This is a genomic window from Pseudomonas sp. NY15374 (assembly GCF_048068255.1).
Taxonomy (GTDB): domain Bacteria; phylum Pseudomonadota; class Gammaproteobacteria; order Pseudomonadales; family Pseudomonadaceae; genus Aquipseudomonas; species Aquipseudomonas machongensis.
On the sequence record NZ_JBLUPZ010000006.1, the window covers coordinates 130,641 to 155,505 of the forward strand.

At 64.0% G+C, this 24,865-nt stretch carries 23 protein-coding genes and 4 tRNA genes; 17 read left to right on the plus strand and 10 right to left on the minus strand.

The window, feature by feature from the left end:
* Positions 1–54 precede the first annotated feature (54 nt).
* Positions 55–131: transfer RNA gene (locus tag ACNFHO_RS14630), tRNA-Pro, on the minus strand.
* An 81-nt stretch (positions 132–212) separates the two neighbouring features.
* Positions 213–434: a YgdI/YgdR family lipoprotein gene (locus tag ACNFHO_RS14635; RefSeq protein WP_054892416.1), complete on the minus strand. Its 222-nt coding sequence runs from the start codon at positions 432–434 to the stop codon at positions 213–215.
* Positions 435–596: 162 nt separating this feature from the next.
* On the opposite strand from ACNFHO_RS14635, the gene moaB reads away from it, so the two are divergent.
* Positions 597–1,136, plus strand: coding sequence for a molybdenum cofactor biosynthesis protein B (gene moaB, locus ACNFHO_RS14640; RefSeq protein ID WP_054892415.1), 540 nt, complete (start codon positions 597–599; stop codon positions 1,134–1,136).
* A 22-nt stretch (positions 1,137–1,158) separates the two neighbouring features.
* The gene (glp, locus tag ACNFHO_RS14645) at positions 1,159–2,346 is read left to right on the plus strand and encodes a gephyrin-like molybdotransferase Glp (RefSeq protein ID WP_196759901.1); all 1,188 of its coding nucleotides are present in this window, start codon (positions 1,159–1,161) and stop codon (positions 2,344–2,346) included.
* Here glp and ACNFHO_RS14650 read toward each other — a convergent pair.
* Positions 2,335–3,570 (minus strand): glycosyltransferase family 4 protein, encoded by a 1,236-nt coding sequence (locus ACNFHO_RS14650; RefSeq protein ID WP_054892413.1) that lies wholly within the window; start codon positions 3,568–3,570, stop codon positions 2,335–2,337. The genes glp and ACNFHO_RS14650 overlap by 12 nt on opposite strands.
* Positions 3,571–3,751: 181 nt before the next feature.
* Between ACNFHO_RS14650 and yegS the strand changes: the two genes are divergently transcribed.
* The gene (yegS, locus tag ACNFHO_RS14655; protein WP_416766732.1) at positions 3,752–4,639 is read left to right on the plus strand and encodes a lipid kinase YegS; all 888 of its coding nucleotides are present in this window, start codon (positions 3,752–3,754) and stop codon (positions 4,637–4,639) included.
* Here the strand turns inward: yegS and ACNFHO_RS14660 are convergent.
* The 3 genes from ACNFHO_RS14660 to ACNFHO_RS14670 all read right to left on the minus strand — a co-directional run bounded on the left by ACNFHO_RS14660 (position 4,623) and on the right by ACNFHO_RS14670 (position 7,111).
* Entirely contained in the window at positions 4,623–5,279 is a 657-nt protein-coding gene (locus tag ACNFHO_RS14660) for a response regulator (protein ID WP_063544074.1), read from the minus strand. The genes yegS and ACNFHO_RS14660 overlap by 17 nt on opposite strands.
* Positions 5,272–6,165, minus strand: a complete 894-nt coding sequence (locus ACNFHO_RS14665) for a sensor histidine kinase (protein WP_416766733.1) — start codon at positions 6,163–6,165, stop codon at positions 5,272–5,274. The genes ACNFHO_RS14660 and ACNFHO_RS14665 overlap by 8 nt, the downstream gene beginning before the upstream one ends.
* Before the next feature lie 427 nt (positions 6,166–6,592).
* The gene (locus ACNFHO_RS14670; protein WP_416766797.1) at positions 6,593–7,111 is read right to left on the minus strand and encodes a histidine kinase; all 519 of its coding nucleotides are present in this window, start codon (positions 7,109–7,111) and stop codon (positions 6,593–6,595) included.
* A 354-nt stretch (positions 7,112–7,465) separates the two neighbouring features.
* On the opposite strand from ACNFHO_RS14670, the gene ACNFHO_RS14675 reads away from it, so the two are divergent.
* The 5 genes from ACNFHO_RS14675 (at position 7,466) to ACNFHO_RS14695 (ending at position 12,941) form a co-directional block, all read left to right on the plus strand.
* The gene (locus tag ACNFHO_RS14675) at positions 7,466–8,401 is read left to right on the plus strand and encodes a chemotaxis protein CheV (protein WP_054892408.1); all 936 of its coding nucleotides are present in this window, start codon (positions 7,466–7,468) and stop codon (positions 8,399–8,401) included.
* A 63-nt stretch (positions 8,402–8,464) separates the two neighbouring features.
* Complete coding sequence (locus ACNFHO_RS14680) at positions 8,465–9,268, plus strand: MOSC domain-containing protein (RefSeq protein WP_125930351.1); 804 nt, start codon at positions 8,465–8,467, stop codon at positions 9,266–9,268.
* 99 nt (positions 9,269–9,367) lie between these two features.
* A complete protein-coding gene (locus ACNFHO_RS14685) occupies positions 9,368–10,051 on the plus strand; it encodes a response regulator transcription factor (RefSeq protein WP_054892406.1) in 684 nt (227 codons plus the stop codon).
* A complete protein-coding gene (locus ACNFHO_RS14690; protein WP_054892405.1) occupies positions 10,048–11,373 on the plus strand; it encodes an ATP-binding protein in 1,326 nt (441 codons plus the stop codon). The genes ACNFHO_RS14685 and ACNFHO_RS14690 overlap by 4 nt, the downstream gene beginning before the upstream one ends.
* A gap of 167 nt (positions 11,374–11,540) precedes the next feature.
* A complete protein-coding gene (locus ACNFHO_RS14695; protein WP_200603231.1) occupies positions 11,541–12,941 on the plus strand; it encodes an aspartate aminotransferase family protein in 1,401 nt (466 codons plus the stop codon).
* Positions 12,942–12,981: 40 nt separating this feature from the next.
* Here ACNFHO_RS14695 and ACNFHO_RS14700 read toward each other — a convergent pair whose 3' ends face one another.
* The 3 genes from ACNFHO_RS14700 to ACNFHO_RS14710 form a co-directional block, all read right to left on the minus strand.
* A complete protein-coding gene (locus ACNFHO_RS14700; RefSeq protein WP_416766734.1) occupies positions 12,982–14,028 on the minus strand; it encodes an ornithine cyclodeaminase in 1,047 nt (348 codons plus the stop codon).
* A gap of 18 nt (positions 14,029–14,046) precedes the next feature.
* On the minus strand, positions 14,047–14,964 hold the full coding sequence (gene ctlX, locus ACNFHO_RS14705; RefSeq protein WP_416766735.1) for a citrulline utilization hydrolase CtlX: 918 nt from the start codon (positions 14,962–14,964) through the stop codon (positions 14,047–14,049).
* A gap of 147 nt (positions 14,965–15,111) precedes the next feature.
* A complete protein-coding gene (locus ACNFHO_RS14710) occupies positions 15,112–16,875 on the minus strand; it encodes a sigma-54-dependent Fis family transcriptional regulator (protein ID WP_416766736.1) in 1,764 nt (587 codons plus the stop codon).
* Between the two features lie 223 nt (positions 16,876–17,098).
* On the opposite strand from ACNFHO_RS14710, the gene ACNFHO_RS14715 reads away from it, so the two are divergent.
* The 6 genes from ACNFHO_RS14715 to ACNFHO_RS14740 are packed head-to-tail and all read left to right on the plus strand — an operon-like array spanning position 17,099 to position 23,015.
* Positions 17,099–18,193 carry an ABC transporter ATP-binding protein gene (locus ACNFHO_RS14715; RefSeq protein WP_054892400.1) on the plus strand — a complete coding sequence of 365 codons (1,095 nt, stop codon included), beginning with the start codon at positions 17,099–17,101 and terminating at the stop codon, positions 18,191–18,193.
* Positions 18,193–19,290 carry an ABC transporter ATP-binding protein gene (locus tag ACNFHO_RS14720; RefSeq protein ID WP_125930344.1) on the plus strand — a complete coding sequence of 366 codons (1,098 nt, stop codon included), beginning with the start codon at positions 18,193–18,195 and terminating at the stop codon, positions 19,288–19,290. Before ACNFHO_RS14715 ends, ACNFHO_RS14720 begins: the two co-directional genes overlap by 1 nt.
* Positions 19,287–20,150 carry a carbohydrate ABC transporter permease gene (locus tag ACNFHO_RS14725; RefSeq protein WP_054892398.1) on the plus strand — a complete coding sequence of 288 codons (864 nt, stop codon included), beginning with the start codon at positions 19,287–19,289 and terminating at the stop codon, positions 20,148–20,150. The genes ACNFHO_RS14720 and ACNFHO_RS14725 overlap by 4 nt, the downstream gene beginning before the upstream one ends.
* A 3-nt stretch (positions 20,151–20,153) precedes the next feature.
* Positions 20,154–20,954, plus strand: coding sequence for a carbohydrate ABC transporter permease (locus ACNFHO_RS14730; RefSeq protein WP_054892397.1), 801 nt, complete (start codon positions 20,154–20,156; stop codon positions 20,952–20,954).
* A gap of 12 nt (positions 20,955–20,966) precedes the next feature.
* Positions 20,967–21,239 (plus strand): DUF2160 domain-containing protein, encoded by a 273-nt coding sequence (locus ACNFHO_RS14735; protein WP_054892396.1) that lies wholly within the window; start codon positions 20,967–20,969, stop codon positions 21,237–21,239.
* A 36-nt stretch (positions 21,240–21,275) separates the two neighbouring features.
* The gene (locus tag ACNFHO_RS14740; RefSeq protein ID WP_054892395.1) at positions 21,276–23,015 is read left to right on the plus strand and encodes an ABC transporter substrate-binding protein; all 1,740 of its coding nucleotides are present in this window, start codon (positions 21,276–21,278) and stop codon (positions 23,013–23,015) included.
* 129 nt (positions 23,016–23,144) lie between these two features.
* Here the strand turns inward: ACNFHO_RS14740 and folD are convergent, their stop codons facing one another.
* Positions 23,145–23,999 carry a bifunctional methylenetetrahydrofolate dehydrogenase/methenyltetrahydrofolate cyclohydrolase FolD gene (folD, locus tag ACNFHO_RS14745; protein WP_054892394.1) on the minus strand — a complete coding sequence of 285 codons (855 nt, stop codon included), beginning with the start codon at positions 23,997–23,999 and terminating at the stop codon, positions 23,145–23,147.
* A 288-nt stretch (positions 24,000–24,287) separates the two neighbouring features.
* Here folD and ACNFHO_RS14750 point away from each other — a divergent pair.
* The 3 genes from ACNFHO_RS14750 (at position 24,288) to ACNFHO_RS14760 (ending at position 24,628) form a co-directional block, all read left to right on the plus strand.
* Positions 24,288–24,364: transfer RNA gene (locus ACNFHO_RS14750), tRNA-Arg, on the plus strand.
* Between the two features lie 46 nt (positions 24,365–24,410).
* Positions 24,411–24,486 (plus strand) — tRNA-His (locus tag ACNFHO_RS14755).
* A 57-nt stretch (positions 24,487–24,543) separates the two neighbouring features.
* Positions 24,544–24,628, plus strand: a tRNA-Leu gene (locus ACNFHO_RS14760).
* Positions 24,629–24,865 lie beyond the last annotated feature (237 nt).

A 24,865-nucleotide genomic window follows, 5' to 3' on the forward strand; every position in this document is an offset into this window, starting at 1 on the left:
GGCGATCACCCAGGCACGAAAAAGCCCGCACTAGGCGGGCTTTTTCGAAGGATCTGGTCGGAGAGACAGGATTCGAACCTGCGGCCTTCTCGTCCCGAACGAGACGCGCTACCTGGCTGCGCTACACTCCGATTTCGAAAATCCTACTGCATCGTATTTTTGAACGCAAGCCCTTGTTGTTAAAAGGCCGTTTGCTCAAAACGAGGTGCAGATCAGAGCTCTTTCACGGTGCGAATCTGATCCTTGTTGATGCGTGTACGCTTGCCATCGAGTTGTTCGAATTCGTAGAAGCCGGAGTCTTCGTCATAGGAAGGTTTGTCCACGGCCTGAATCTCGCGGCCATCGTTCAACGTGATGACGGTTGGCGAAGCGCAACCGGCGAGGGTGGCCAGGCCCAGGGCGAGCATGAAGGCGGGAATTGTCCGTTGAATCATCGTGTTTCTCCAGTGCGATGGTGCTTGATGACGTTATGACGCGAGGCGTCCTTGCAAAGTTCCTCGCATAGTCGAGCATAGCGGCAATCAGCGGGCATTGACCAAGAACAAGGCTGCGCTGTGATATAACTGGCGCATTCTTTCCCCCTGCGACGGACCCTCATGAAAGCCAAGGCAGATACCCCCTTCGTGCCGTTGAACATTGCCGTGCTGACGGTCAGCGACACCCGTACCTTCGACAACGACACCTCCGGGCAGATGTTCGTCGATCGCCTCAGCGCCGCAGGCCACCGCCTTGCAGAACGGGTGCTGCTCAAGGATGACCTTTACAAGATCCGCGCCCAGGTCGCCACCTGGATCGCCGACGACCAGGTACAGGTGGTGCTGATCACCGGCGGCACCGGCTTCACTGGTCGCGACAGCACCCCCGAAGCCGTCGCCTGCCTGTTGGACAAGCAGGTCGATGGCTTCGGCGAGCTGTTCCGGCAGATCTCGGTGCCGGACATCGGCACGTCCACCGTACAGTCCCGCGCCCTTGCGGGCCTGGCCAACGGCACCCTGGTGTGCTGCCTGCCCGGCTCGACCAATGCGGTGCGCACGGGCTGGGACGGCATCCTCGCCGAGCAGCTCGACGCCCGCCATCGTCCCTGCAATTTCGTCGCGCACCTGAAGCAGGCGCAGGCCTGTGACAGCCGTGGCTGAGGCTGCGCCGAGCCGGCCGTTGATGCCGGTGGAAGAAGCGCTGGAGCGCCTGCTGGCGCTGGCCGAGGCGGCGCCGATCAGTGAAACCGAAGAGGTCGAGCTGGCCGATGCCGAAGGCCGTGTACTGGCGCAGGACCTGTTCGCCAGCGTCGACCTGCCGCCCTGGCCGAACAGCGCCATGGACGGCTACGCCCTGCGTCTTGCCGACTGGCAGGGCGAACCGCTGCCGGTGAGCCAGCGCATCTTTGCCGGTCACGCTCCGGCACCGCTGCAACCTGGCACCTGCGCGCGGATCTTCACCGGTGCGCCGCTGCCTGAAGGTGCCGACTGCGTCGAAATGCAGGAAAACGCCGAGGTGCTCGACGATGGCCGCGTGCGCTTTGTCGAAGCTTTGGCGCCGCACCAGAATGTGCGCCCCCAAGGCCAGGAAACCCGCGCTGGCGAGCAGGTGATGAACGCCGGCACGCTGTTGGGCCCGATCGAACTGGGTCTTGCCGCCACCCTGGGCCACGGCCACCTGCGTGTGCGGCGCCGGGTGCGGGTCGCGGTGTTGTCGACCGGTGACGAGCTGGTCGAGCCGGGGCTGCCGCTGGGGCCGGGGCAGATCTACAACAGCAACCGTCGTCTGTTGGTCAGCTGGTTGCAGCGCATGGGCTGCGAGGTCATCGATGCCGGCATCCTCGCCGATGACCTGGCGCTGACCCGCCAGTGCCTGGCCAATCTGGGCGACGTCGACCTGATTCTTTCTACCGGCGGTGTGTCGGTAGGGGAGGCCGACTACCTGGGCATGGCCCTGCGCGAGGCTGGCGAGCTGGCGCTGTGGAAGCTGGCGATCAAGCCGGGCAAGCCACTGACCTTCGGGCATTTCCGTGGCGTGCCGGTGATCGGCCTGCCGGGGAATCCGGCGTCCACCTTGGTTACCTTCGCCTTGCTGACACGTCCCTACTTGCTGCGGCGCCTGGGCGTCGAGCAGGTCACGCCGCTGCGTTTCGACGTGCCGGCAGGTTTCGACTGGCCCAAGCCGGGCAATCGTCGCGAATACCTGCGGGCGCGGATCGAGGGTGGGCAGGTACGCATCTACTCGAACCAGAGCTCGGGTGTACTGCGCAGCGCAGCCTGGGCCGAGGGGCTGGTCGAGGTGCGTGAGGGCAGGACGGTGAGCCCTGGTGACAGCGTGACGTTCATCCCCTTCAGCGAGCTACTTGGCTAGCATCGTGCCGAGCGGCGCGGCCTGCGCCGGTGCCAATTGGGTCAGGCGCATGTGCACGTTCTCCAGTTGCTGGGCGGCAACGCTCCAGTCATGGCGCTGCCGGGCGAACTGTCGCCCGGCTTCCCCCAGTTGGCTCATGCGCCAGGGCTGGTTGAGCAACTGGGTCAGCAGCAGCGCCAGTTGGCTGCCGTCGTCACCGCCCAAGTAGTGCTCGCCATTGTTCACTGCCAGGCCCGAAGCGCCCTTGCCGGTGGTGATCACCGGCATCCCGGCGGCCATCGCCTCAAGAATCTTCACCTTCGACCCGCCGGCATAACGCAGCGGCGCGAAAAATAGCGCCGAGCGCCGTTGCACTTCGCGAAGGTCGGGGCGGTAGCCAAGCCATTCGATGCGCGGGTCGTTCCAGTGCAGCTTCCAGTGCGCGGGTAGGGCGTGCCCGGCGATGGCCAGGCGCACTGCCGGATTGCTCTGCCAGACCTGGGGCAGGATGTCTTCCAGTGCCCACTCGATGGCCTCCAGGTTCGCGCCGTATTCGAAGTTGCCCACGAACAGCAGACGCTGACTGTGCAGGGCCGGTTGCACGTGCTGGTAGTGATCGCAGTCGACGCCATTGACCACCACGTTCACCGTCCGCCCGCTGATCTGCCCGATCAGCTCGGCGTCGTGCGGGCTGACCGCCACGACTTCATTGGGCTGGCGCAGCACGCGCTGCTCCCAGCGCCGGTAGCGCCAGCGATCGAAGGCGTTGAGCGGACGCAACCACAAGGGCAGGCGATCATGGCAGGCTGCGCCCATCACCGACTCAAGGGTGTGTTCGCTGAGCAGGTAGGGCAGGCCGCGCCGTTGCAGGGCCTTCTCGAAGGGCTGGAAGGCGTAGCTGTGTTCGATCTGGATGACATCCCAGTGCTCGTCAAGCAACTGCTCGAAGCGGTGCCGAAGGCAGGGCGCCAAGCCATTGATGATGGCGCGCATGGGGTAGTCGATGATGGGCGAGGCGAGCAGGTTGAGCGGGCTCTGCACGGGGCGCCGTGGCAACACGATCAGGCGTTCGAGCAGCGGTTCGAGGGCTTGGCGCGCGGGATCGGACAGAGGCACCTTCGATTGCACCAGCAACGTGATGCGGTGGCCGTGATGTGCCAGTTCGCGCAGCAAGTGGTACTGGCGGGTCTTGCTGCCGCTGGTGGTGGGCCAGGGCAGGTAGGGCAATGTCCAGAGAATACGCATGACCGCTCCTGTCAGGTGAGGCTGCACAAGGGTCAATAATATGACTGTGTGGCGGGGCTCTCTTAAGCGTAGCCAATTATTTGTCGAGTGATGGCCTGGGTTGAATTTTGCGTTGCCGTGCAGCAATTGCCGGTTGCCTGTGGTCGAGATTGAGGTTGGCGTGTTCTAAGGAGAATCTCGTATGCACGGGCACAAGGCGATGTTGATCCTGCATGGCAAGCAGGCCATGAACGAAGAGGTGCGCAGCGCCGTGGGCGTGCGACGCGAGCGCGGGCAGGTACTGGATGTGCGTCTGACCTGGGAGGCGGGCGATGCCCGGCGTTTGGTCGAAGAAGCCCTGGCGGGCGGTTGCACGCAAGTGGTAGCCGGCGGTGGCGACGGTACCCTTCGCGATATCGCCGAGGCCATGGCCCAAATGCAGGCCGACGCCAGCCTGGCCTTGCTGCCGCTGGGCACTGCCAACGACTTTGCCCGCGCCGCCGGTGTGCCTTTGGAGCCGGCGGCCGCCCTGGCCTTGCTGGATGTACCGGCCCGTCCCATCGACCTGGGGCGGGTGGGTGAGCAGATGTTCCTCAACATGGCCACCGGCGGCTTTGGCAGCCAGGTGACAGCCAATACGTCCGAAGACTTGAAGAAGGTACTGGGTGGGGCGGCGTACCTGTTCACCGGGCTGTCGCGCTTCAGTGAGTTGCAGGCTGCTTCGGCGACCCTGCACGGGCCTGATTTCCACTGGCAGGGGCAGTTGCTGGCCTTGGCCATCGGCAACGGTCGCCAGGCCGGCGGCGGCCATGTGCTGTGCCCCGAGGCGCTGGTCGATGATGGCTTGCTGGAGGTCGCGATTCTGCCTGCACCCGAGGCGATGGTGGGCGCACTGCGTGACTTGCTGACGGGCGAGGAGCTGTTCGTGCGTGCGCGCCTGCCCTGGGTCGAGATCGGTCAGGCTGAGGGGCTGGACATCAACCTGGACGGTGAGCCGTTGCAGGCCGGCAGCCTGCGTTTCGAGGCGGCGCCGGGCGCCCTGCGCGTGCACCTGCCCGCCGATTCGCCGCTGTTCAGTCGTCCAGGCTGATGATTTTCTCGCGCACCGCGAACAGCACCAGGCCCGCCACATCGTAGATCTGCAGACGTTTCATGATTTGCGAGCGGTGGGTTTCAACGGTCTTGATCGACAGCCCCAAGCCTGCGGCGATCTCGCGGGTGGACTTGCCACGCACGATCAGACGCAGGATTTCCAGTTGCCGGGCGGTGAGGTTGTGGCGATCGCTGCTCGGCTGCTTGCTGGCCTGTGCGCGCAGCAGGGCCTGGTTGATCACCGTGTGGGCGATGGCGGGGCTGAGGTAGCGCTCGCCGTTGCGCAACGCGGCGAGGGCGTGCTCCAGCTCGTTGGCGGTGGTGTCCTTGAGCAGGTAGCCGTGGGCGCCGCTTTCGAGGGCACGCATGATCAGGTCGGGGTCGGTGTGCATCGACAGGATCAGCACCTTGCAGGTGCAACCGTTTGCGCGCAATTGCGTCAGAGCGTCGAGGCCGTTGGTCGAGCGCATCGAGATGTCCAGCAGGACGATGTCGGGGCCCAGGCGCTGGACCATCTCCAGCAGGTGCTGGCCGTCGTCGGCTTCACCGACCACGGCGTAGTCGGGAATATCGGACACCAGTGCGCGCACGCCCGCACGAATCAGCGAATGGTCGTCGATCAACAGCAGTCTAATCATCGGTGGCGGGTGTCCTGGCACGTTCCTGGCTGCGTGCAGGCCAGGGGAACAGCGCTTCGATTCGGGTGCCCGCTCCGGGCTGGCTGGTCACGCTCAGGCTGCCCTGCAGGGCGGTGGCCCGCTCCTGCATGCCGGCCATGCCACGTTGCCCGACTTCGCCCGGTTTGCTGGCCGGGACGAAGCCCACACCGTCATCGAGGATCGTCAGCAGCAACCCGGCGGGGGTGCGTTGCAGGCTGATAAGCAAGTTGCGCGCCTGGGCATGGCGCAGCACGTTGGTGACCGCTTCCTGGGTGATGCGAAAGGCGGCCATGGTCACTTCCTCGGAGATGCCGCCCAAGCGCTGGTTGCATTCCAGGCTCCAGTGCACCTCGCTGTTCTCGAGGGCACGCAGCAGGTGCGCACGCAGGCTGGCCTCCAGGCCCAGGCTGGCCAGTTGCCGTGGGTTGAGCAACGCCGAGACGTCACGCACGTTGCCCAGGGTGTCGTCGAGGGTCTTGCGCAGCGTGTCGCACTGCGCCTGCAGCGGTGCAGGCACGCGACGTTGCAACCAGTCGAGCTGAAGCTTGGCGGCGGTGAGCAATTGGCCGATGTCATCGTGCAACTCGCGGCTCAGGTGCTGGCGTTCGCTTTCCTGGACCTTGAGCATGCGGTCGGCCAGCTCCGCCGGCAGCAGATTGATCGATCTGGCGCCACGACGCAGGTGCCAGCCGGCCCCGAGCAGGGCGGCCAACTGCAGCGCCAGGGCACCGGCCGATACAGGTTGCCCGCTGCTGTAGAGCACCAGGTTGGTGACCAGCGATGCCACGCACAGCACGGCGGTTGCCGCACGCAGCAAGGCGGTGCGAGAGCGACAACGCAGGGAAATCTTCAAGCGTGGGAGCATAGATAGGAAAGCCACTGAATTATTGCTGGCGCAGGTCGCCAATCTTTCTGAAGAATCGTGAATGTCCTGCCTTTCAACCAGGAACGAGCCCTGTTGTAATCGCTGAAGAGCCGTTGGGCGTTCGTTCATTTGCGCGCATGGTATCACTTCGAGTTGGTTTGGTCCCGGCTGGTTAGTTGCCTGAAACCAAGGTGTTTCCGAGGCATGGCAGTGGGGTGCAATGCCTGTAGAAGTGGCAATAAGCCATTATCGTTTGAGAAGGCAGTAACTTCCAAACTCAACTAACGCGGCGAGTCTGCGGAACTAGACAGAACTTGTACAAACTCGCCAAGTTGCCATGTGTTTGGGGCCGTCCAGTCAGACGAGTTACGTGGGGCCACATCACTAGGGATCTGTCTGAATGTGTCTGCACATTTCAGACAGACCCCTAGTCTTTGCGAGTTGATGTGCCGTGGGCGTGCTTGGGCTCAATGTGCATGTTGAGCAGCTGGGGGTGCACGCAGTGGCGCTCGTTTTCGTCGCACAGGGCACAGGCCTGCGGGAGTGGCTGATCCAGCACACCCGCCAGGGTGACCAGCAGCAGGTGCTGCTCGCTGCTGTCCAGGTTCAGGTGTCCGGTGCGTTCATCGACCAGTTCCAGTTGCCAGGCCAGCAGTGTCAGGCAGTCGGCCAGTGCCGGCAGCGCGCCCTGCGGCAGGTTGCGGCTGGTGCAGCCAGGCGCCAGCAGGCGGTGCAGGGCCGAGGCGTAGTGGGCGATCTCGAGCACGCCCGAGGCGTCTGCTCGACGGGCGAGTGTCTCGAGGGCTTTGCTCAGGCAATGGCAGGCGTCAGCGTCATTGCTGATCAGCTCCAGGTGTTGCAGGCATTCCTGGGACTCGTTCAGCAGGACCTGCGCATCCAGCAGGAAGTCCTGCAGGATCGCTGTGTTCGAGAGCACCCGCTCCATCATGAAACTCCAACGTGCGGGGTTGGAGCAGGGGTTGGCCACACCGAGATGTTCGCTGACAAGAGCCTGACTCCGTTCATGCAGTGAGAATGGCGTCACATTAATGGCTAATGGATATTGCGAATATCAGGTTGCTCCCGATTGCTCCTAGGGGTTTCCCTGATGAGGTCTCAGAGGCAGTGGTACGTCCGCAGCGCGGCGGATGAGGAGGGATGTGGCAGCAGTAAAGCATGATGGTAAAGTGATATCAATCGCCGTTCAGGCATTTTTCTGCAGGGGTCAAGCTCTGGCGGATTGTGCCGATACAGGGCGGATGTATCCACTTTTTCCGGCACAGAGCCAGGGGGTTGCGCAATGGCTGGCATTCTCGACACGGTAGATCAACGCACGCAATTGGTAGGCGAGAACCGCCTGGAAATCCTCATGTTCCGCCTGGCGGGGCGACAGCTGTTCGCGATCAACGTGTTCAAGGTGCAGGAGGTGCTGCAACTGCCCAAGCTGACCCTGATGCCGCAGCGCCACACCTTCGTCTGTGGCGTGGTCAACCTGCGCGGCCAGACGCTGCCGGTGATCGACCTGTCCCAGGCGATCGGCATGCGCCCGCTGCAGCCAGGGCCGGACAGTACCATCATCGTCACCGAGTACAATCGCTCGGTACAGGCCTTCCTGGTGGGCGGCGTCGACCGCATCGTCAACATGAACTGGGAAGCCATCATGCCACCGCCTACCAGCGCCGGCCGCCAGCATTACCTGACCGCGATCACCAAGGTCGACGAGAAACTGGTGGAGATCATCGACGTGGAGAAGGTGCTGGCCGAGATCGTGCCCTACAGCGCCAAGGTGTCGCGCGACAAGCTCGAAGACCCGGTGCTCGCCCGTGCCCGCGGTCGTGAAGTGCTGCTCGTGGATGACTCCAGCGTGGCCCTGGCCCAACTGCGTGACACCTTGTCGCAACTGGGTGTGAAGCTGCACATCGCCAGTGATGGCCTGAAGGCGCTGCGCATGCTCAAGGGCTGGGCCGATGCCGGAGAGGACGTCTGCGAAAAACTGCTGATGATCTTCACCGATGCCGAAATGCCGGAGATGGACGGTTACCGCCTGACCACCGAGATCCGCAATGACCCGCGTCTGCGCGGGCTTTACGTGGTGCTGCACACGTCGCTGTCGGGCAGCTTCAACGAGTCGATGGTGAAGAAGGTCGGCTGCGACAACTTCCTCTCCAAGTTCCAGCCGGACCGTCTGGTGGATGTGGTGCGTGAGCGTCTGTCGCTCGATCATGCGCCAGCCTGATACCTGCACACGCCCCGAGGTGGGTATAAGCTTGGCTTTTTGACTGGCACAAGGCGGGCGGGGATGTTTCTGAGTGCGTTGTATCGGTATCCGGTGAAGTCTTGCCAGGCGCAGAGCCTGGGCGAGTCGACGGTGGATGCCATGGGGCTGTCGGGCGACCGGCGCTGGATGGTGGTCGAGCAGGACACCGGGCGCTTCCTTACCCAGCGTGCCTGGCCACAATTGGGACGGCTCACGGCCACCGGTGGCGACGAAGAAAGCCTGCTGCTGCAAACCCCTGGGCAGGCGCCGCTGACGGTCAAGGTGCCGGGTGCCGACGACGACCTGCGCGGGGTGACCATCTGGCGCGACACCTTGCGCGTGCCGGATGCCGGCGACGAGGCCGCCGCGTGGCTCAGCCAGATGCTCGGCAAGGCGGTACGTCTGGTGCACTGTCCGCAGCAGCGGGCACGCTACCTGCCCAGCGGCTATGGGCTCAACAGTGACCGTGCGGCCTTCCCCGACGGCTTTCCTTTATTACTGATCGGCCAGGGCTCGCTCGATGAACTCAACCGGCGCATCGGCCGGCCGATGCAGATGCTGCGTTTTCGTCCCAACCTGGTGGTCGAGGGCGCCGAGGCGTTTGCCGAAGACGGCTGGAAGCGTATCCGTATCGGCGACCTGACCCTGCGGGTGCTCAAGCCCAGTGTGCGCTGCATCCTTACGACCCTCGACCCACAGACGGGTGAGCGCAGTAGCGACCGGGAGCCGTTGACCACCCTCAAGACCTTTCGTGAGCGGGAAGGGGACGTACTGTTTGGGCAGAACCTGGCGGTCGATGGCTGCGGGCGACTTGAAGTCGGCATGCCGGTCGAGGTACTCGAGTAATCGACGGCTGGCGCAGGCGACGAAACGCGGGGTGAGGTTCATAATCGGCGCTTAATCCCGTTTTGTTGCACTGCGCATCCACCTACCCGGAGATTTCCCATGCACGTACTGCTCTGCGAGGACGACGACCTGATCGCCAGCGGCATCTGCGCCGGTCTCACGGCCCAGGGCCTGACCGTCGATCGGGTCGCCAGCGCCTCGGCGGCACGTGCACTGCTCCAGGCGGCCCAGTTCGACGTGATGATCCTCGACCTGGGGTTGCCCGACGAAGACGGCCTCAAGCTCTTGCGGCGCCTGCGCCAGCAGGGCGAGGTGCTGCCAGTGCTGGTGCTCACGGCCCGTGATGCGGTCACCGACCGGGTCGATGGCCTGCAGGCCGGCGCCGACGACTACCTGCTCAAACCTTTCGACCTGCGCGAGCTGGCGGCGCGCCTGCACACGCTCCTGCGCCGCGTGGCCGGGCGCGCCGTGAATGTCATCGAGCACGGCCCCTTGGTCTATAACCCCAGCAGTTGCGAGGCGACCCTGGCCGGTCGTGCGGTCGATCTGTCCCGACGCGAGCAGGCCTTGCTCCAGGCCTTGCTGCAGAATCCCGGGCGCGTGCTGTCCAGCGAACAGCTCAAGGATTGCGTCTATGGCTTCAGCGATGAAGTCGAGAGCAATGCCCTGAACGTTCACATCCACCACCTGCGGCGCAAGCTTGGCAACAGTATCGTCGAGACCGTACGCGGGCTGGGCTATCGCCTGGGTGCAGCGCAGGCCCCGCAGGAGACCGCGCCATGAGCCTGCGGGTTCGTCTGTCGCTGATCCTGGGCAGTGCCTTCATCCTGATCTGGATCCTGGCCGCGGCCTGGATGTTGCGCGACCTGCGCCAGCAGATGATGTTTTCCCTTGACCAGCGCCTGGTGGCTTCGGCACGGATGGTGGCGGGCCTGGTCGACCAGTTGCCGCAGCCGTTGGGGGCCAAGGGCCGGGACGCGCACTTTGCGGCCGACCAGTTCAGCGTGCCGGACGGCATGGCCTGCCAGGTCAGTTCCCTGCGCGGCGAGATCCTGGCCAGCAACCACAAGCACGATGGCAGCATGGACGATCAGCGCAGCGGCTTCCGTGACCAGACGATCGATGGCAGTTCATGGCGCACCTTCACCTACAACCACGGCGATGTGCGGATCACCACGGCCGATCGCCATCAGGAACGCGAGGCGCTCAACCAGTCGATCCTGCTGGCCGCTTCGGCACCGGTGCTGATGGCCTTGCTCGGCAGCCTGGGGCTGCTGTGGATTGGTCTGGGCAAGGGGCTGGAGCCGCTCAACCGCATGCGCGATGCCCTGCGCAAGCGCCGAGCAGACAGCGTCGAACCCTTGCAGGTGGCGGGCATGCCCAGCGAGCTGCAGCCATTGCTGGAAACCCAGAACCAGCTGTTCCTGCGGATCGCCCAGACCATCGAGCGCGAGCGACGCCTGACCGATGATGCCGCGCACGAACTGCGCAGCCCTCTGACCGCCATCAAGACCCACCTGCAAGTGGCGCGCATGACCGATGGAAGCGTGCGCGAGCAGGCCCTGGAGCACGCCGAGCAGGGCGCCGACCGCATGCACCGGACCTTGGAGCAACTGCTGATGCTGGCCCGGGTCGAGGGTAGCCTGTCGTTCGAAGATGGCGTGCTGTGCAGTGCCGAGCAAGTCGCGCGCCAGGCGGTGCAGGACGCTGGTGGCGGCGACAACCGGCGGATCGTCCTGCGCCTGCCCGAAGAGGCCACCCGCATCTACCTGGGCATGCCCGCGCCCTTGGCGGTGGCGGCGCTGCGCAACCTGCTGGACAACGCCCTGCGCCATGGTGGCAATGAGGCGGTGGAGCTGGAAGTGCAGATGGCCGATGGGCAGGTAGGCTTCCTGGTTCGCGATCATGGTCCGGGCATTGCCGACGAGGACCTCAAGCACCTGACCGAGCGTTTCTGGCGCAACAGCAAGAGTGTCGGCAGTGGGCTGGGATTGGCGATTGTCCAGGCGATCGTCCAGCGCTGCGCGGGCAGCTTGCGTTTCGACAGTCGCAGTGACGGGCTGCGGGTCTGGCTGCAGGTGCCTGCGCGGGAGGCTCGGGCCTGATCATCGGTCAACGTGGCTTTCGCGGACACCTCTGCGAAAAGCCACCTTGGCCCCAAAATCTGCTAAATCCACACCCTACTCAAGCGTCTCCCAAGCGATGACTTCCCGACACACATCCGGTTACAGGGACGTGGCGGGCATTCCTACTTGCTTGCGAGGGTTCGCCGATGTCTACCGCTTCCAGCCTTGCCCAGGCACTGCCGGCTGTTGCGCCGGAATCTCTTTACCAGTTCGAGGATTCAGCCTTGCTGCTGCGCCAGCAGCAACAGGAGTCCAATGCCCGCAGCTACCCACGTCGCATTCCGCTGGCGCTCAAGCGCGCCCGGGGCATCCATGTCGAGGACGTCGAAGGCCGTCAGTTCATCGACTGCCTGGCCGGGGCCGGCACCCTGGCGCTGGGGCACAATCACCCGGTTGTGGTCGAAGCGATCCAGCGTGTGCTGGCCGATGAGCTGCCGCTGCACACCCTCGACCTGACCACGCCGGTCAAGGATCGCTTCGTTCAGGACCTGTTTGCGGTACTGCCCGAGGCATTGCGTCGCGAGGCGAAGATCCAGTTCTGCGGGCCGACTGGCACCGATGCGGTGGAAGCTGCGTTGAAGCTGGTGCGTACCGCCACCGGGCGCAGCACGGTGCTGGCTTTCCAGGGGGCGTACCACGGGATGACCCAGGGCGCCCTGAGCCTGATGGGCAGCCTGGGGCCGAAAAAGCCCCTGGGTGCACTGCTCAACAGCGGCGTGCAGTTCATGCCCTATCCCTATGACTACCGCTGCCCGTTCGGTTTGGGCGGCGAGGCGGGGGTGCGTGCCAACCTGCATTACCTGGAAAACCTGCTGCTCGACCCTGAGGCCGGGGTACAGCTGCCGGCGGCGGTGATTCTTGAGGTGGTGCAGGGCGAGGGCGGTGTGATTCCGGCCGACATCGAGTGGCTGCGCGGTGTGCGCCGTATCACCGAGCAGGCTGGGGTGGCGCTGATCGTCGACGAGATCCAGAGCGGCTTCGCCCGCACCGGGCGTATGTTCGCCTTCGAGCATGCGGGCATCGTGCCAGACGTGGTGACCCTGTCCAAAGCCATTGGCGGCAGCCTGCCGCTGGCGGTAGTGGTCTACCGTGAGTGGCTCGACACCTGGGCGCCTGGGGCTCACGCCGGGACCTTCCGTGGCAACCAGATGGCCATGGCCGCAGGGTCGGCGGTGATCAATTACCTGGTGGAGCATCGCCTGGACGAACACGCCGCCGCCATGGGCCAGCGCCTGCGCGGCCATCTGCAGCACCTGCAGCGTGACTACCCGCACCTGGGCGATATTCGCGGTCGAGGCTTGATGCTGGGGGTCGAGTTGATCGATCCGGACGGTGCGCTGGATGCCCTCGGCCACCCGGCGGCCTCACGCAGCCTGGCACCGAAGGTTCAGCGCGAGTGCCTCAAGCGCGGCCTGATTCTCGAACTGGGTGGCCGGCATGGCGCGGTAGTGCGTTTCCTGCCGCCGCTGATCATCAGCGCCGAGCAGATCGACGAAGTGGCCGACCGCTTCGCCCGTGCCGTCCAGGCTGCAGTGGCCGGCGACTGATCCAGGCCTGCGGGGGCTGTGCACTACAGCCCCCGCTTTTTTATGCTGCGCTGGCCTTGCGCGTCGCGGCTTGTGGTTGCAGCAGGGCGAACAGGTCCTTCGGGTTCTCGAGCTCGGGCACCAGCGCAATGTCTTGGCCGATATCCAGCGCCTTGGCCACATCCAGCACATAGCGCAGCGCCGAGTAGTCCTCCAGGGCAAAGCCCACCGAATCGAACAGGGTCACCTGCGCGGCGTCCTCGCGACCGGCAGCGATCCCTTCGACCACCTGCCAGAATTCTGTGGTCGGCGAGTCCGCCGGCATCTGCTGGATTTCACCCTCGATGCGGCTCTGCGGTTCGTACTCGACGATCACCCGTGCGCGCTCGACGATCTCGCGGTGCAGTTCGGTCTTGCCCGGGCAGTCGCCGCCCACGGCGTTGAGGTGCATGCCCGGTTCGATCATTTCGGGGGTGAGAATGGTGGCATAGGCCTTGTCGGCAGTGACCGTGGTGACGATGTCGGCACCGCGTACCGCATCGGCCACGCTCGCTGCGATGATCAGCTTGAGCTTCGGATAGCCGGCCAGGTTGGCCGCGAGTTTCTGCGAGGCGGCGCGGTCGATGTCGAACAGGCGGATCTCTTCGATGCCCAGCAGGGTGTGGAAGGCGATGGCCTGGAACTCGCTTTGCGAACCGTTGCCGATCAGCGCCATGCTACGGCTGTCCTTGCGTGCCAGGTAGCCTGCGGCCAGGGCCGAGGTGGCGGCGGTGCGAATAGCGGTGGTCAGGGTCATTTCGCTGAGCAGCACCGGGGCGCCGGTGTCGACATCGCCCAGCGCACCGAACGCCATCACGGTGAGCAGCCCGTTGTGGGTGTTCTTCGGGTGGCCGTTGACGTACTTGAAGGCGTACAGGCTGGCGTCGGACACCGGCATCAGTTCGATCACGCCATCGGGCGAGTGGTTGGCCAGGCGCGGGCACTTTTCGAAGTCGTGCCAGCGCAGGTAGTCGTCACGAATGTATTCGGCCATCTCGGCCAGGCAGGTGGGTAGGCCCTTGCGGTTGACCAGGCGGGCGAGGTCTTGCACGTCGATATAGCGAGTCATGGAGTGCTCCTTTGGGGCTCAGTGGCGCGAGGGAAGGTGGACTTCGGCGAGCATGCAGCGTGCGCTGCCCCCGCCAATGCGTTCGATGTGGTCGATATCGACCACCAGCGGATGACTGTGGCGCTCGACCTGGCGGCGTTGGCTGGCGTCCAGCGAGCGCCAGGCGTTGCGCGACATCACCAGCAGCGAGCGGCCGCTGCGGTCGTGCACTTCGAGCATGTTGCCGGCGAAGCCCTCCAACTGGTCGAAACCCAAAGCCAGCACCTCCTTGCCGGTGTCGCGCAGGGAGTGTTCGAGGGTGCGGCGTTCGTCGGCGTGGGGCAGGGCGTCAAGGCAGGCCACAGCCAGGGTGCGCCCGACATTCATCATCACGTTGCTGTGGTAGATCGGTGCCTGCTGGCGATCGAGGGCGTGGAACAGGCACAGGCGGTAGCCGAGGCGTTCGGCGAACTGGCGCAGCGCCTGTTCGTGGGTGCGGCCGGAATGGCAGGCGTAGCTGATACGGTGCTCGCGATCCAGAACCATGCTGCCAGTGCCTTCGAGGAACAGATTCTGCTGTTCCAGTGGGCTCAGGTCGATGGTGCGTTCGATGGCGAAGCGTTCCTCGATCACCTGAAGCACACCCTTTTCGCGCTCCAGGCGACGGTTGTGACCTTCCATCGGGTAGAGCACCAGGCTGCCATCGGCATGGCTGCTCCACCAGTTGTTGGGGAAGATCGAATCGGGTGTGTGCGGTTCGGGCGTATCCTGCACCACCAGAACCTCGACGCCGTGCTGGCGCAGGGTCTGCACATAGCCGTCGAACTCCTCGAGGGCTTTGCTGCTGGCGGCGTCAGGGTCCAGCGGTGCGCTCTGGAAGTGGTTGGTCAGGGCGGTGTCGGGGTTGAAGGCGAACCGCGCCGGGCGAATCATGAGGACGGTATTTGTTGTTTGCATTGGGCACGCATCCACAGGTGGCTGTGTGTCCATTTTCCGGTGCGGAAGTAGGAAAAGCCTGCTGAACGGCAGGTGACGGGCAGCGGCTCCAGCTGAAATGGTGGGCGTTGCAGCGGAATCGGCTGCGCTGCCCTGGCGCAGGCTGGCTCAGCCTGCGGCCGTCGAGCGCAGCCGCTTGTACAGTGTCGTACGGCTGATCCCCAGCGCCCGGGCCACCGAGGAAAGATTACCGTTGGCTTCGCGCAGCAGCGTATTGAGGTCTTGCCCAGTGTCGGCCCGTTCGGGTGCAGGCAGGGGGGCCGAAGCTTCCACCAGGAACGCCGCTGGCAGGTGCTCTTCGCTGATGGCATCAGGCCCCGCCAACGCCAGGGCAACCTGCATCACGGTCACCAGCTCGCGCAGGTTTCCCGGCCAGGGGTGCTGCTCGAACAGCGCCAGCATCCGTGGCGACAAGTGTTGTACCTGTCCGGGTTCGCGGTAACGTGCATGCACCTGCTCGATCAGCGCCCGCCGGTCGGTGCGCTCGCGCAACGGGGGCAGTACCAGTGCCAGCCCGGCGATGCGGTAGTAGAGGTCCTGGCGAAAACGCCCGGCGCGGACTTCGGCAGCCAGGTCGAGGTTGCTCGCCGAGACCACGCGAATGTCCACCGCCACCGGCTCACCACTGCCCAGCGGCTGGATGCAGCGCGACTGCAGTACACGCAACAGTCGGGCCTGGGTTGGAAGGGGCATGTCGCCAATTTCGTCGAGAAACAGGATGCCGCCGTCAGCCTTGCGGATCAGCCCGGTGTTGCCTTTGTGGTGGGCACCGGTGAAGGCGCCTTTCTCGTAGCCGAACAGTTCCGACTCCACCAGTTCTGCCGGGATCGCTGCGCAGTTCACCGCGATCAGCGGCCGGCCGACACGGCTGCTGGCCTGATGCAGGGCATTGACGAAGACCTCCTTGCCGACGCCCGTCTCGCCCTGGATCAGCACCGGAATATCCTTCTCCAGCAGCAGGCCGGCCTGGGCCAGCGCCTTGCTCACGCGCGGGTCGCTGCTTGGCGGTGTGCTGCGCATGGGTTGATGCGGTGCGCGCCACTGGCAGTGGAAACGGTGGCGACCGGCGACTTGCAGGGCGAAGGCGCTCTCCTGAGGGTGGGCGAGGATCTGTTTGAGCGAGGTCTGGAACAGCTGTTCGAGCGTGCATTGCCGCGGATCCTGGCCCAGCAGGCTGTCTGCGCGATGATTGGCTGCCAGCACCCGGCCACGTTCGTCGAACAGCAGCAAGCCGGCCCAGGGGCTGTCGAGGTTGTCGGGTGCGGTGTTGAACACCAGTTGCCCGTGCCGGTCGCCGTGGGCGGTGAGGATCAGGCGGTTCTCCAGGCTCTGGCCCATCATGCGCACCAGGCCGAGGGTCTGGGCGACGGGCAGGTAGCCATCGCTGGAGACATCCAGTACGCCCACCAGGCGGCGCTCGGCATCGAACAGGGGCGCGGCGGCACTGGCCATGTAGCGGTTCTGGCGCAGGAAATGTTCGTCCTGGCCGACGTGGATGGCCTCACCGCAGGCCAATGCCGTGCCCAGCGCGTTGGTGCCCACGCCGCGCTCCTGCCAGTGTGCACCGGGTGTGAAACCGTGCTGCTGGCGCGGTTCGACGAAGCGCCGCGTGCCCCAGGCATCGAGCAGGCAGCCTCCGGCGTCGGCGAGCATCACCAGATAGCTGGAATTGCCCAGCAGGTGTGTGTACTGCGGCAGCACGGCGTCGCGGGTCAGTTGCAGCAGGGCCTGGCGGTGCTCGAGCAGTTCGCTCAGTTGCGCGCCGGTCAGGCAGTCGAAATCCGGCGCGCTGTGCGGTTGCAGGCCGTATTCGCGGCAGCGGGCCCAGGAGGCCTGGATCAGGTGGGCGTGGGTCGGGGTATCAGCGGCCATGGGCCTGTCCCTGTGTGATTGTTGTTGTCGACGACCGCCCTTGAGTGTCGTTCACAACTGTTCATTGTCAATGCCGTGGTTGTTCAACTGTCCAGCGAAACTGTTCATTTGTGTTCGCAGGCGAACAGGGCGCTGCTGCGTGGAGCCGGTGCCAGAGCGTTCGGCGGTTTCTGGCACGGTTCTGGCTCCGTTCGGCGGACAACAATCACAAGAAGGCTACGCCATGACCCTGGTGCTGGAGCAGGTCAGCCGCCACGTCGATAACCAAGCCTGGATCGCCGAGGCCAGTCTGCGTTTCGAGCCGGGCTCGTTCAATGTGTTGCTTGGCCGTACCTTGTCTGGCAAGACCAGCCTGATGCGCCTGATGGCCGGCCTGGATCGGCCGGACAGCGGGCGGGTGCTGATGGACGGCGAGGACGTTACCGGGCGCCCGGTGCGTGAACGCAATGTGTCGATGGTCTATCAGCAGTTCATCAATTACCCCACCCTCAGCGTGTTCGAGAACATCGCCTCACCGCTGCGCCAGGCGCGCCTGCCAGAGGCGCAGATTCGCCAGCGGGTGCGCCAGACCGCCGAGATGTTGCGTATCGAAGCCTACCTGCAGCGCTTGCCGCTGGAGCTCTCCGGTGGCCAGCAGCAGCGCACGGCAATGGCTCGCGCGCTGGTCAAGGACGCTTCGCTGATCCTCTTCGACGAGCCGCTGGTCAACCTCGACTACAAGCTGCGTGAAGGGCTGCGCCAGGAGCTGCGCGCGCTGTTCGCCGAACGCAACTGCATCGCCGTGTACGCCACCACCGAGCCGAACGAAGCCTTGGCCCTGGGTGGCACCACCACCATCCTCCACGAAGGGCGGCTGCTGCAGAGCGGCCCGACCGCCGAGGTCTACCACAAGCCTTGCAACGTGCTGGCTGCCGAGCTGTTCTCGGAGCCGCCGATCAATCTGGTCAGCGGCCGGGTCGCGGGCAACGAGGTGAGCCTGGCCGGCGCCGTGCACTTCGCCCGTACCGACGATCTGCGCGCCCTGGCCGATGGCGACTACCGCTTCGGTGTGCGCCCCAGTCACATCACCCTGGTGCCCTCCCATGACGACGACCTCGAGCTGACCGTGCTGGTCGAGCTGGCTGAAATCAGCGGCTCGGAGACCTTCCTGCATGTGCGCAACGAGCACTGGCGGATGATCCTGCACCTGCCGGGGGTGCACGAGTATCAGGTGGACACCCAGGTCCCGGTGTTCATCCCCACCCACAAGCTGTTCGTCTTCGACAGCACCGGTCAACTGGTACAGGCCCCCGGCCTGCGTCAGGGGAGGCGCCGCTGATGGCCGAGATCCGCTTGCATCGCCTGGCCCACAGCTACAGCCGCCAGCCCTCCGGCGCTGGCGACTATGCCTTGCACGAACTCGAGCATGTCTGGGAGCAGGGCGGGGCCTACGCCTTGCTCGGACCGTCCGGCTGCGGCAAGTCGACCTTGCTCAACATCATTTCCGGCCTGCTCAGTCCGTCCCAGGGCGAGGTTCAGTTCGACGGTCAACCGGTCAATGCGCTGTCGCCGCAGCAGCGCAACATTGCCCAGGTGTTCCAGTTCCCGGTGGTGTACGACACCATGAGCGTATTCGACAACCTGGCCTTCCCCCTGCGTAACCAGGGCCTGGATGAGCAGCGGGTGAGAGCGCGCGTCGAAGAGATCGCCGAGGTGCTCGACCTGGGGGCGGTGCTGAAGAAAAAGGCGCGCAACCTGAGCGCCGACGAAAAGCAGAAGGTTTCGATGGGCCGCGGCCTGGTGCGCGACGATGTGTCGGCGATCCTTTTCGACGAGCCGCTGACGGTGATCGACCCGCACTTGAAGTGGAAGCTGCGGCGCAAGCTCAAGCAGATTCACGAGCAGTTCAACATCACCATGATCTATGTCACCCACGATCAACTGGAGGCATCGACCTTCGCTGACAAGATCGCGGTGATGCACGGTGGGCGCATTGTCCAGTTCGGCACCCCGCGCGAATTGTTCGAGCGCCCGCGCCATACCTTCGTGGGCTACTTCATTGGCAGCCCCGGGATGAATCTGATCGAAGTGCGTGCCGAAGCCGATGGCGTGAGTTTCGGCGGTCTGCACCTGCCATTGCCGGATGGCCTGCGCGAGCGCCTCGCCGAGCAACCGCGTGAGCGCTTGCAGGTAGGGATTCGCCCGGAGTTCGTGCAGGTCTGGGACCGTCCGATCGATGATGCCTTCGAGGCTCAGGTCCTGGATATAGAAGACCTGGGCACCTACCGCATCCTCACCCTGGAGCTGGCTGGCGTCACCCTAAAGGCTCGCATGGGTGAGGACCGTCCCCTGCCTGAAGGGCGCGCGTGGGTCAGCCTGCCAGCGCAATGGCTGATGCTCTATGTCGATGACCTGCTGCTGGAGGCCACGCCATGAACAAGGTGCCGAACAACAAGGCCTGGTGGCTGGTGCTGCCGGTGTTCCTGCTGGTGGCCTTCAGCGCCGTGGTGCCGATGATGACGGTGGTCAATTACTCGGTGCAGGACATCTTCGACGCCTCCAACCGCTATTTCGTTGGCGCCGACTGGTACCGCCAGGTGTTGCGCGACCCCGCGCTGCACGATGCACTGCTGCGTCAGTTCATCTATTCGGGCTGCGTGCTGCTGATCGAGATCCCGCTGGGCATCGCCATTGCCCTGACCATGCCGACCAAGGGGCGCATGGCCTCGGTGTGCCTGATCATCATGGCCATTCCGCTGCTCATCCCGTGGAACGTGGTCGGCACCATCTGGCAGATCTTCGGCCGCGCCGATATCGGGCTGCTTGGCGCCACCCTGGCCAAGCTTGGGGTCAGCTACAACTATGCAGGCGATCCGCTGGATGCCTGGGTCACCGTGCTGGTGATGGATGTCTGGCACTGGACCTCGCTGGTGGCACTGCTGTGCTACTCGGGGTTGCGTGCCATTCCCGACGTGTATTACCAGGCTGCACGCATCGACCGCGCCTCGGGTTGGGCGGTGTTTCGCCATATCCAGCTGCCGAAGCTCAAGAGCGTGCTGCTGATCGCGGTGATGCTGCGCTTCATGGACAGCTTCATGATCTACACCGAGCCTTTCGTGCTCACCGGTGGCGGGCCGGGCAACGCCACCACGTTCCTTAGCCAGACCCTCACGCGCATGGCGGTAGGGCAGTTCGACCTGGGGCCGGCGGCGGCGTTCTCGCTGGTGTACTTCCTGATCATCCTGCTGGTGTCGTGGCTGTTCTATACCGCCATGACCCACGCCGACAAGGATTAGGCCATGACCTTGCGCAAAGCGGTGCCGCTGCTGCTGTACTTCTTCTTCCTGCTGGTGCCGATCTACTGGCTGTTGAACATGTCGTTCAAGAGCAACACCGAGATCCTGGGCGGGCTGACCCTGTGGCCGCAGGCGTTCACCTTTGACAACTATCGGGTCATTTTCACCGACCCGAGCTGGTACAGCGGCTACCTCAACTCGCTGTACTACGTGTGCCTGAACACGGTGATCTCACTGGCGGTGGCCTTGCCGGCGGCGTATGCCTTCTCGCGCTATCGCTTTCTCGGTGATCGCCATCTGTTCTTCTGGCTGCTGACCAACCGCATGGCGCCACCGGCGGTGTTCCTGCTGCCGTTCTTCCAGCTGTATTCGTCCATCGGCCTGTTCGACACCCACATTGCCGTGGCCCTGGCCCACTGCTTGTTCAACGTGCCACTGGCGGTATGGATCCTGGAGGGTTTCATGTCGGGGGTGCCGAAAGAGATCGATGAAACCGCCTACATCGATGGTTACAGCTTCCCGCGCTTCTTCGTGAAGATCTTCATACCGCTGATTGGCTCCGGGATCGGCGTGACGGCCTTCTTCTGCTTCATGTTCTCGTGGGTCGAGCTGCTGCTGGCGCGAACCCTGACATCGGTGAGCGCCAAGCCGATCGCGGCGGTGATGACCCGTACCGTGTCGGCCTCGGGTATCGACTGGGGGGTGTTGGCTGCGGCCGGGGTGCTGACCATCCTGCCTGGCATGCTGGTGATCTGGTTTGTCCGCAACCATGTGGCCAAGGGCTTTGCCCTGGGTCGGGTATAGGAGGGCGCAACGATGGAGTGGATGGCCTGGACCTTGCCCACGGCGCTGTTCTTTGTCGCCGTCGGTGTGCTGCTGTCGTGCATGACAGTGTTCGAGCTGCGTCGCCCCTGCGTGGAGCGGCGCGGTTTCCTGCCGCTCGTCACCAGCCGTGGCGATCGGTTGTTCATCGGCCTGCTGGCCAGTGCCTACCTGCACCTTGCGGTGATCGGCGCCAGCGACTGGCCGCTGTGGGTGGCCTCGCTGCTGTCGCTGGCCTGGCTCGTGGTGGTGCTGCGCTGGGGTTAGCCCGGGGCGGCGGATCATTTCAATCGGGAGATCACAATGTTCGATAACGACAACAAGCGGCGACATTTGACTCTGGCCGCGGCGCTGCTGCTCGGCGGCCTGCAGGGTACGGCGTGGGCCGATCAGTACGAGGACGCGGCGAAAAAATGGATCGGCAGCGAGTTCAAGCCCTCCACCTTGAGTGCCGAGCAGCAGATGGCGGAACTCAAGTGGTTCATCAAGGCCGCCGAGCCGTTTCGTGGGATGAAGATCAACGTGGTGTCGGAAACCCTCACCACCCATGAGTATGAATCCAAGGTCCTGGCCAAGGCATTCAGCGAGATCACCGGCATCCAGCTCACCCATGACCTGTTGCAGGAAGGCGATGTGGTGGAGAAGCTGCAGACGCAGATGCAGTCGGACAAGAACATCTACGACGGCTGGGTCAACGATTCCGACCTGATCGGCACGCACTTTCGCTATGGCAAGGTGCAGTCGATCACTGACCTGATGGCCAACGAAGGCAAGGACTACACCTCGCCTACGCTCGACCTGAAAGACTTTATCGGCATTTCCTTCACCACCGCGCCAGACGGCAAGGTCTACCAGTTGCCTGACCAGCAGTTCGCCAACCTTTACTGGTTCCGCGCCGACTGGTTCGAACGCCCTGACCTGAAGGCCAAGTTCAAGGAAAAGTACGGCTACGAGCTGGGCGTGCCAGTGAACTGGTCGGCCTATGAAGACATTGCCAAGTTCTTCACCGAGGACGTCAAGGAGATCGATGGCAAGCGCGTCTACGGCCATATGGACTACGGCAAGAAAGATCCCTCGCTCGGCTGGCGTTTCACCGACGCCTGGTTCTCCATGGCCGGCGGCGGCGACAAAGGCCTGCCCAATGGCTTGCCGGTGGACGAGTGGGGCATTCGCGTTGAGGACTGCCACCCCGTTGGCTCCAGCGTCACCCGCGGTGGCGACACCAACGGCCCGGCAGCGGTGTTCGCGACGCAGAAGTACGTGGACTGGATGCGTGCCTATGCGCCGAAGGAAGCGCAGGGCATGACCTTCTCCGAGTCAGGCCCGGTGCCGGCTCAGGGCAATATCGCCCAGCAGATCTTCTGGTACACCGCCTTCACCGCCGACATGGTCAAGCCCGGGCTGCCGGTGGTCAACGCCGATGGCACGCCGAAGTGGCGCATGGCGCCGTCGCCGAAGGGGCCGTATTGGGAGGAGGGCATGAAATTGGGTTACCAGGACACCGGTTCCTGGACCTTCTTCAAGTCCACCCCGGAAAAGCAGCGTCTCGCGGCATGGCTGTACGCGCAGTTCGTGACCTCGAAAACCGTGTCGCTGAAGAAGACCATCGTCGGTCTGACGCCGATCCGCGAGTCGGACATCAACTCCCAGGCCATGACCGAGATGGCGCCCAAGCTGGGTGGGCTGGTGGAGTTCTACCGCAGCCCGGCACGGGTGCAGTGGACCCCGACCGGCACCAACGTGCCTGACTATCCGCGCCTGGCGCAGCTGTGGTGGAGTCATATTGCCGAGGTGGCCAGTGGCGAGAAGACCCCGCAGGAGGCCCTCGACGGCCTGGCCCGCGACCAGGACCGCATGATGGAGCGGCTGCAGCGTTCCAATGCCCAGGCCACCTGTGCGCCCAAGCTCAACCCAGAGCGCGATGCGCAGTACTGGTTCGACCAGCCAGGTGCGCCGAAACCGAAGCTGGCCAACGAAAAGCCCAAGGGCGAGACGGTCAGCTACAACGAGCTGCTCAAGTCGTGGGAGGAGGCGCGCAAGTGATCAGTTGCCGAGCGTACTGACCTCCACGCGGGCAGCCCTGCGCTCCCGCGATAGCGTTGGTAGATTCACCGTCTAATGAAAAACGGCACCCTTGGGGTGCCGTTTTTCATTGCTGTGTGCCGAGAACGATTACTTGTGCAGCTCTTCAGCCGCATACAAGGTGTTCTCCAGCAGGCACGCACGGGTCATGGGCCCGACGCCACCTGGAACCGGCGTGATCCAGCCGGCGCGGGGCAGGGCAGTCTCGTAGACCACATCGCCCACCAGCTTGCCGTCTTCCTGGCGGTTGATGCCCACGTCGATGACGATGGCGCCTTCCTTGACCCACTCACCCTTGACCAGGCCCGGTTTGCCGGCCGCTACCACCAGCAGGTCGGCGCGGCCGACGTGGCCGGCCAGGTCCTTGGTGAAGCGGTGGCAGACGGTGACGGTGCAACCGGCCAGCAGCAGTTCCATGGCCATCGGGCGACCGACGATGTTGGAGGCGCCGACGATCACCGCGTTCATGCCGTACAGGTCTTGCCCGGTGCTTTCCAGCAGGGTGATGATGCCCTTCGGGGTGCATGGGCGCAGCAGCGGGATGCGCTGGGCCAGGCGACCGATGTTGTAGGGGTGGAAACCATCGACGTCCTTGTCCGGACGAATGCGCTCGAGCAGCAGCGAAGCGTCCAGATGCGCTGGCAGCGGCAGTTGCAGCAGGATGCCATCGACGGCCGGGTCGTCGTTGAGACGGTCGATCAGCTCGGTCAGGGCTTGCTGCGTGGTGTCGCTGGGCAGGTCGAACGCCTGGGAGATGAAGCCGACTTCCTCACAGTCCTTGCGCTTGTGCGAAACATAGACTTGGGAGGCCGGGTCGGTGCCGACCAGGATCACCGCCAGGCCTGGCGTGCGCAGGCCTTGCTGGCGGCGCTCGGCGACACGTTGGGCGATCTGCTTGCGCAGGTTGGCGGCGATCGCCTTGCCATCTATAAGGTGTGCAGTCATAGACGCGTGATTAACCATCGAGAAGGGAACAATAAAGAGGGCGCATTCTCGCACGAGCCGGGCCGAGGGCAAAGGCGCGTGGTCGGGCAAATCCCCTAACCCCTTAAATAATTTAAATTTTTTTGAAAAAAGTGTTGACGACCTTTCGGCTCGTCTATAACATTCGTCGCACTTGTCGGGCACAACCTAGCACTGGTTAGCAAAGTCAGGCAGAATGAGCGGATTTGTTAGCTCGTTCGGTAAGGCTGAAAATTGATTTGCAATCGTAATGGAAAGCAGATTGAATATGCGCCCGTAGCTCAGCTGGATAGAGCATCCGCCTTCTAAGCGGATGGTCGCAGGTTCGAGTCCTGCCGGGTGCGCCATAAGGCAGCTTAGGCAAGCAAGTAGGTAACGTAACACCGCAATATGGTGGGCGTAGCTCAGTTGGTAGAGCGCTGGATTGTGATTCCAGTTGTCGTGGGTTCGATTCCCATCGTCCACCCCATATTCTTCGAAGGCGCCTTGATTGTATAATCAGGCGCCTTTGTTTTAAGTGCATCACGCGGACGTGGTGAAATTGGTAGACACACTGGATTTAGGTTCCAGCGGCGCAAGCTGTAAGAGTTCGAGTCTCTTCGTCCGCACCATCTTCTGTTTTCAATGCACGCTCAAGCGCATGAAAACCTCCTGAAAATGCCGCCTTGTGCGGCATTTTTCATTTCTGCAGCAAATTCCCAGGGCAGCGGAATTCTGGCGCATCCGTGTCAGTTCGCTGGCGGGATTTTTTGTGTTCATCATTCGGCATCACCTCCCAGTCCAGTGTTCATGCGGGTTGTGCCTCGGTGTTGGCGGCTGGTCGGATTCTTGCTTGGCGTTTGGCGTTG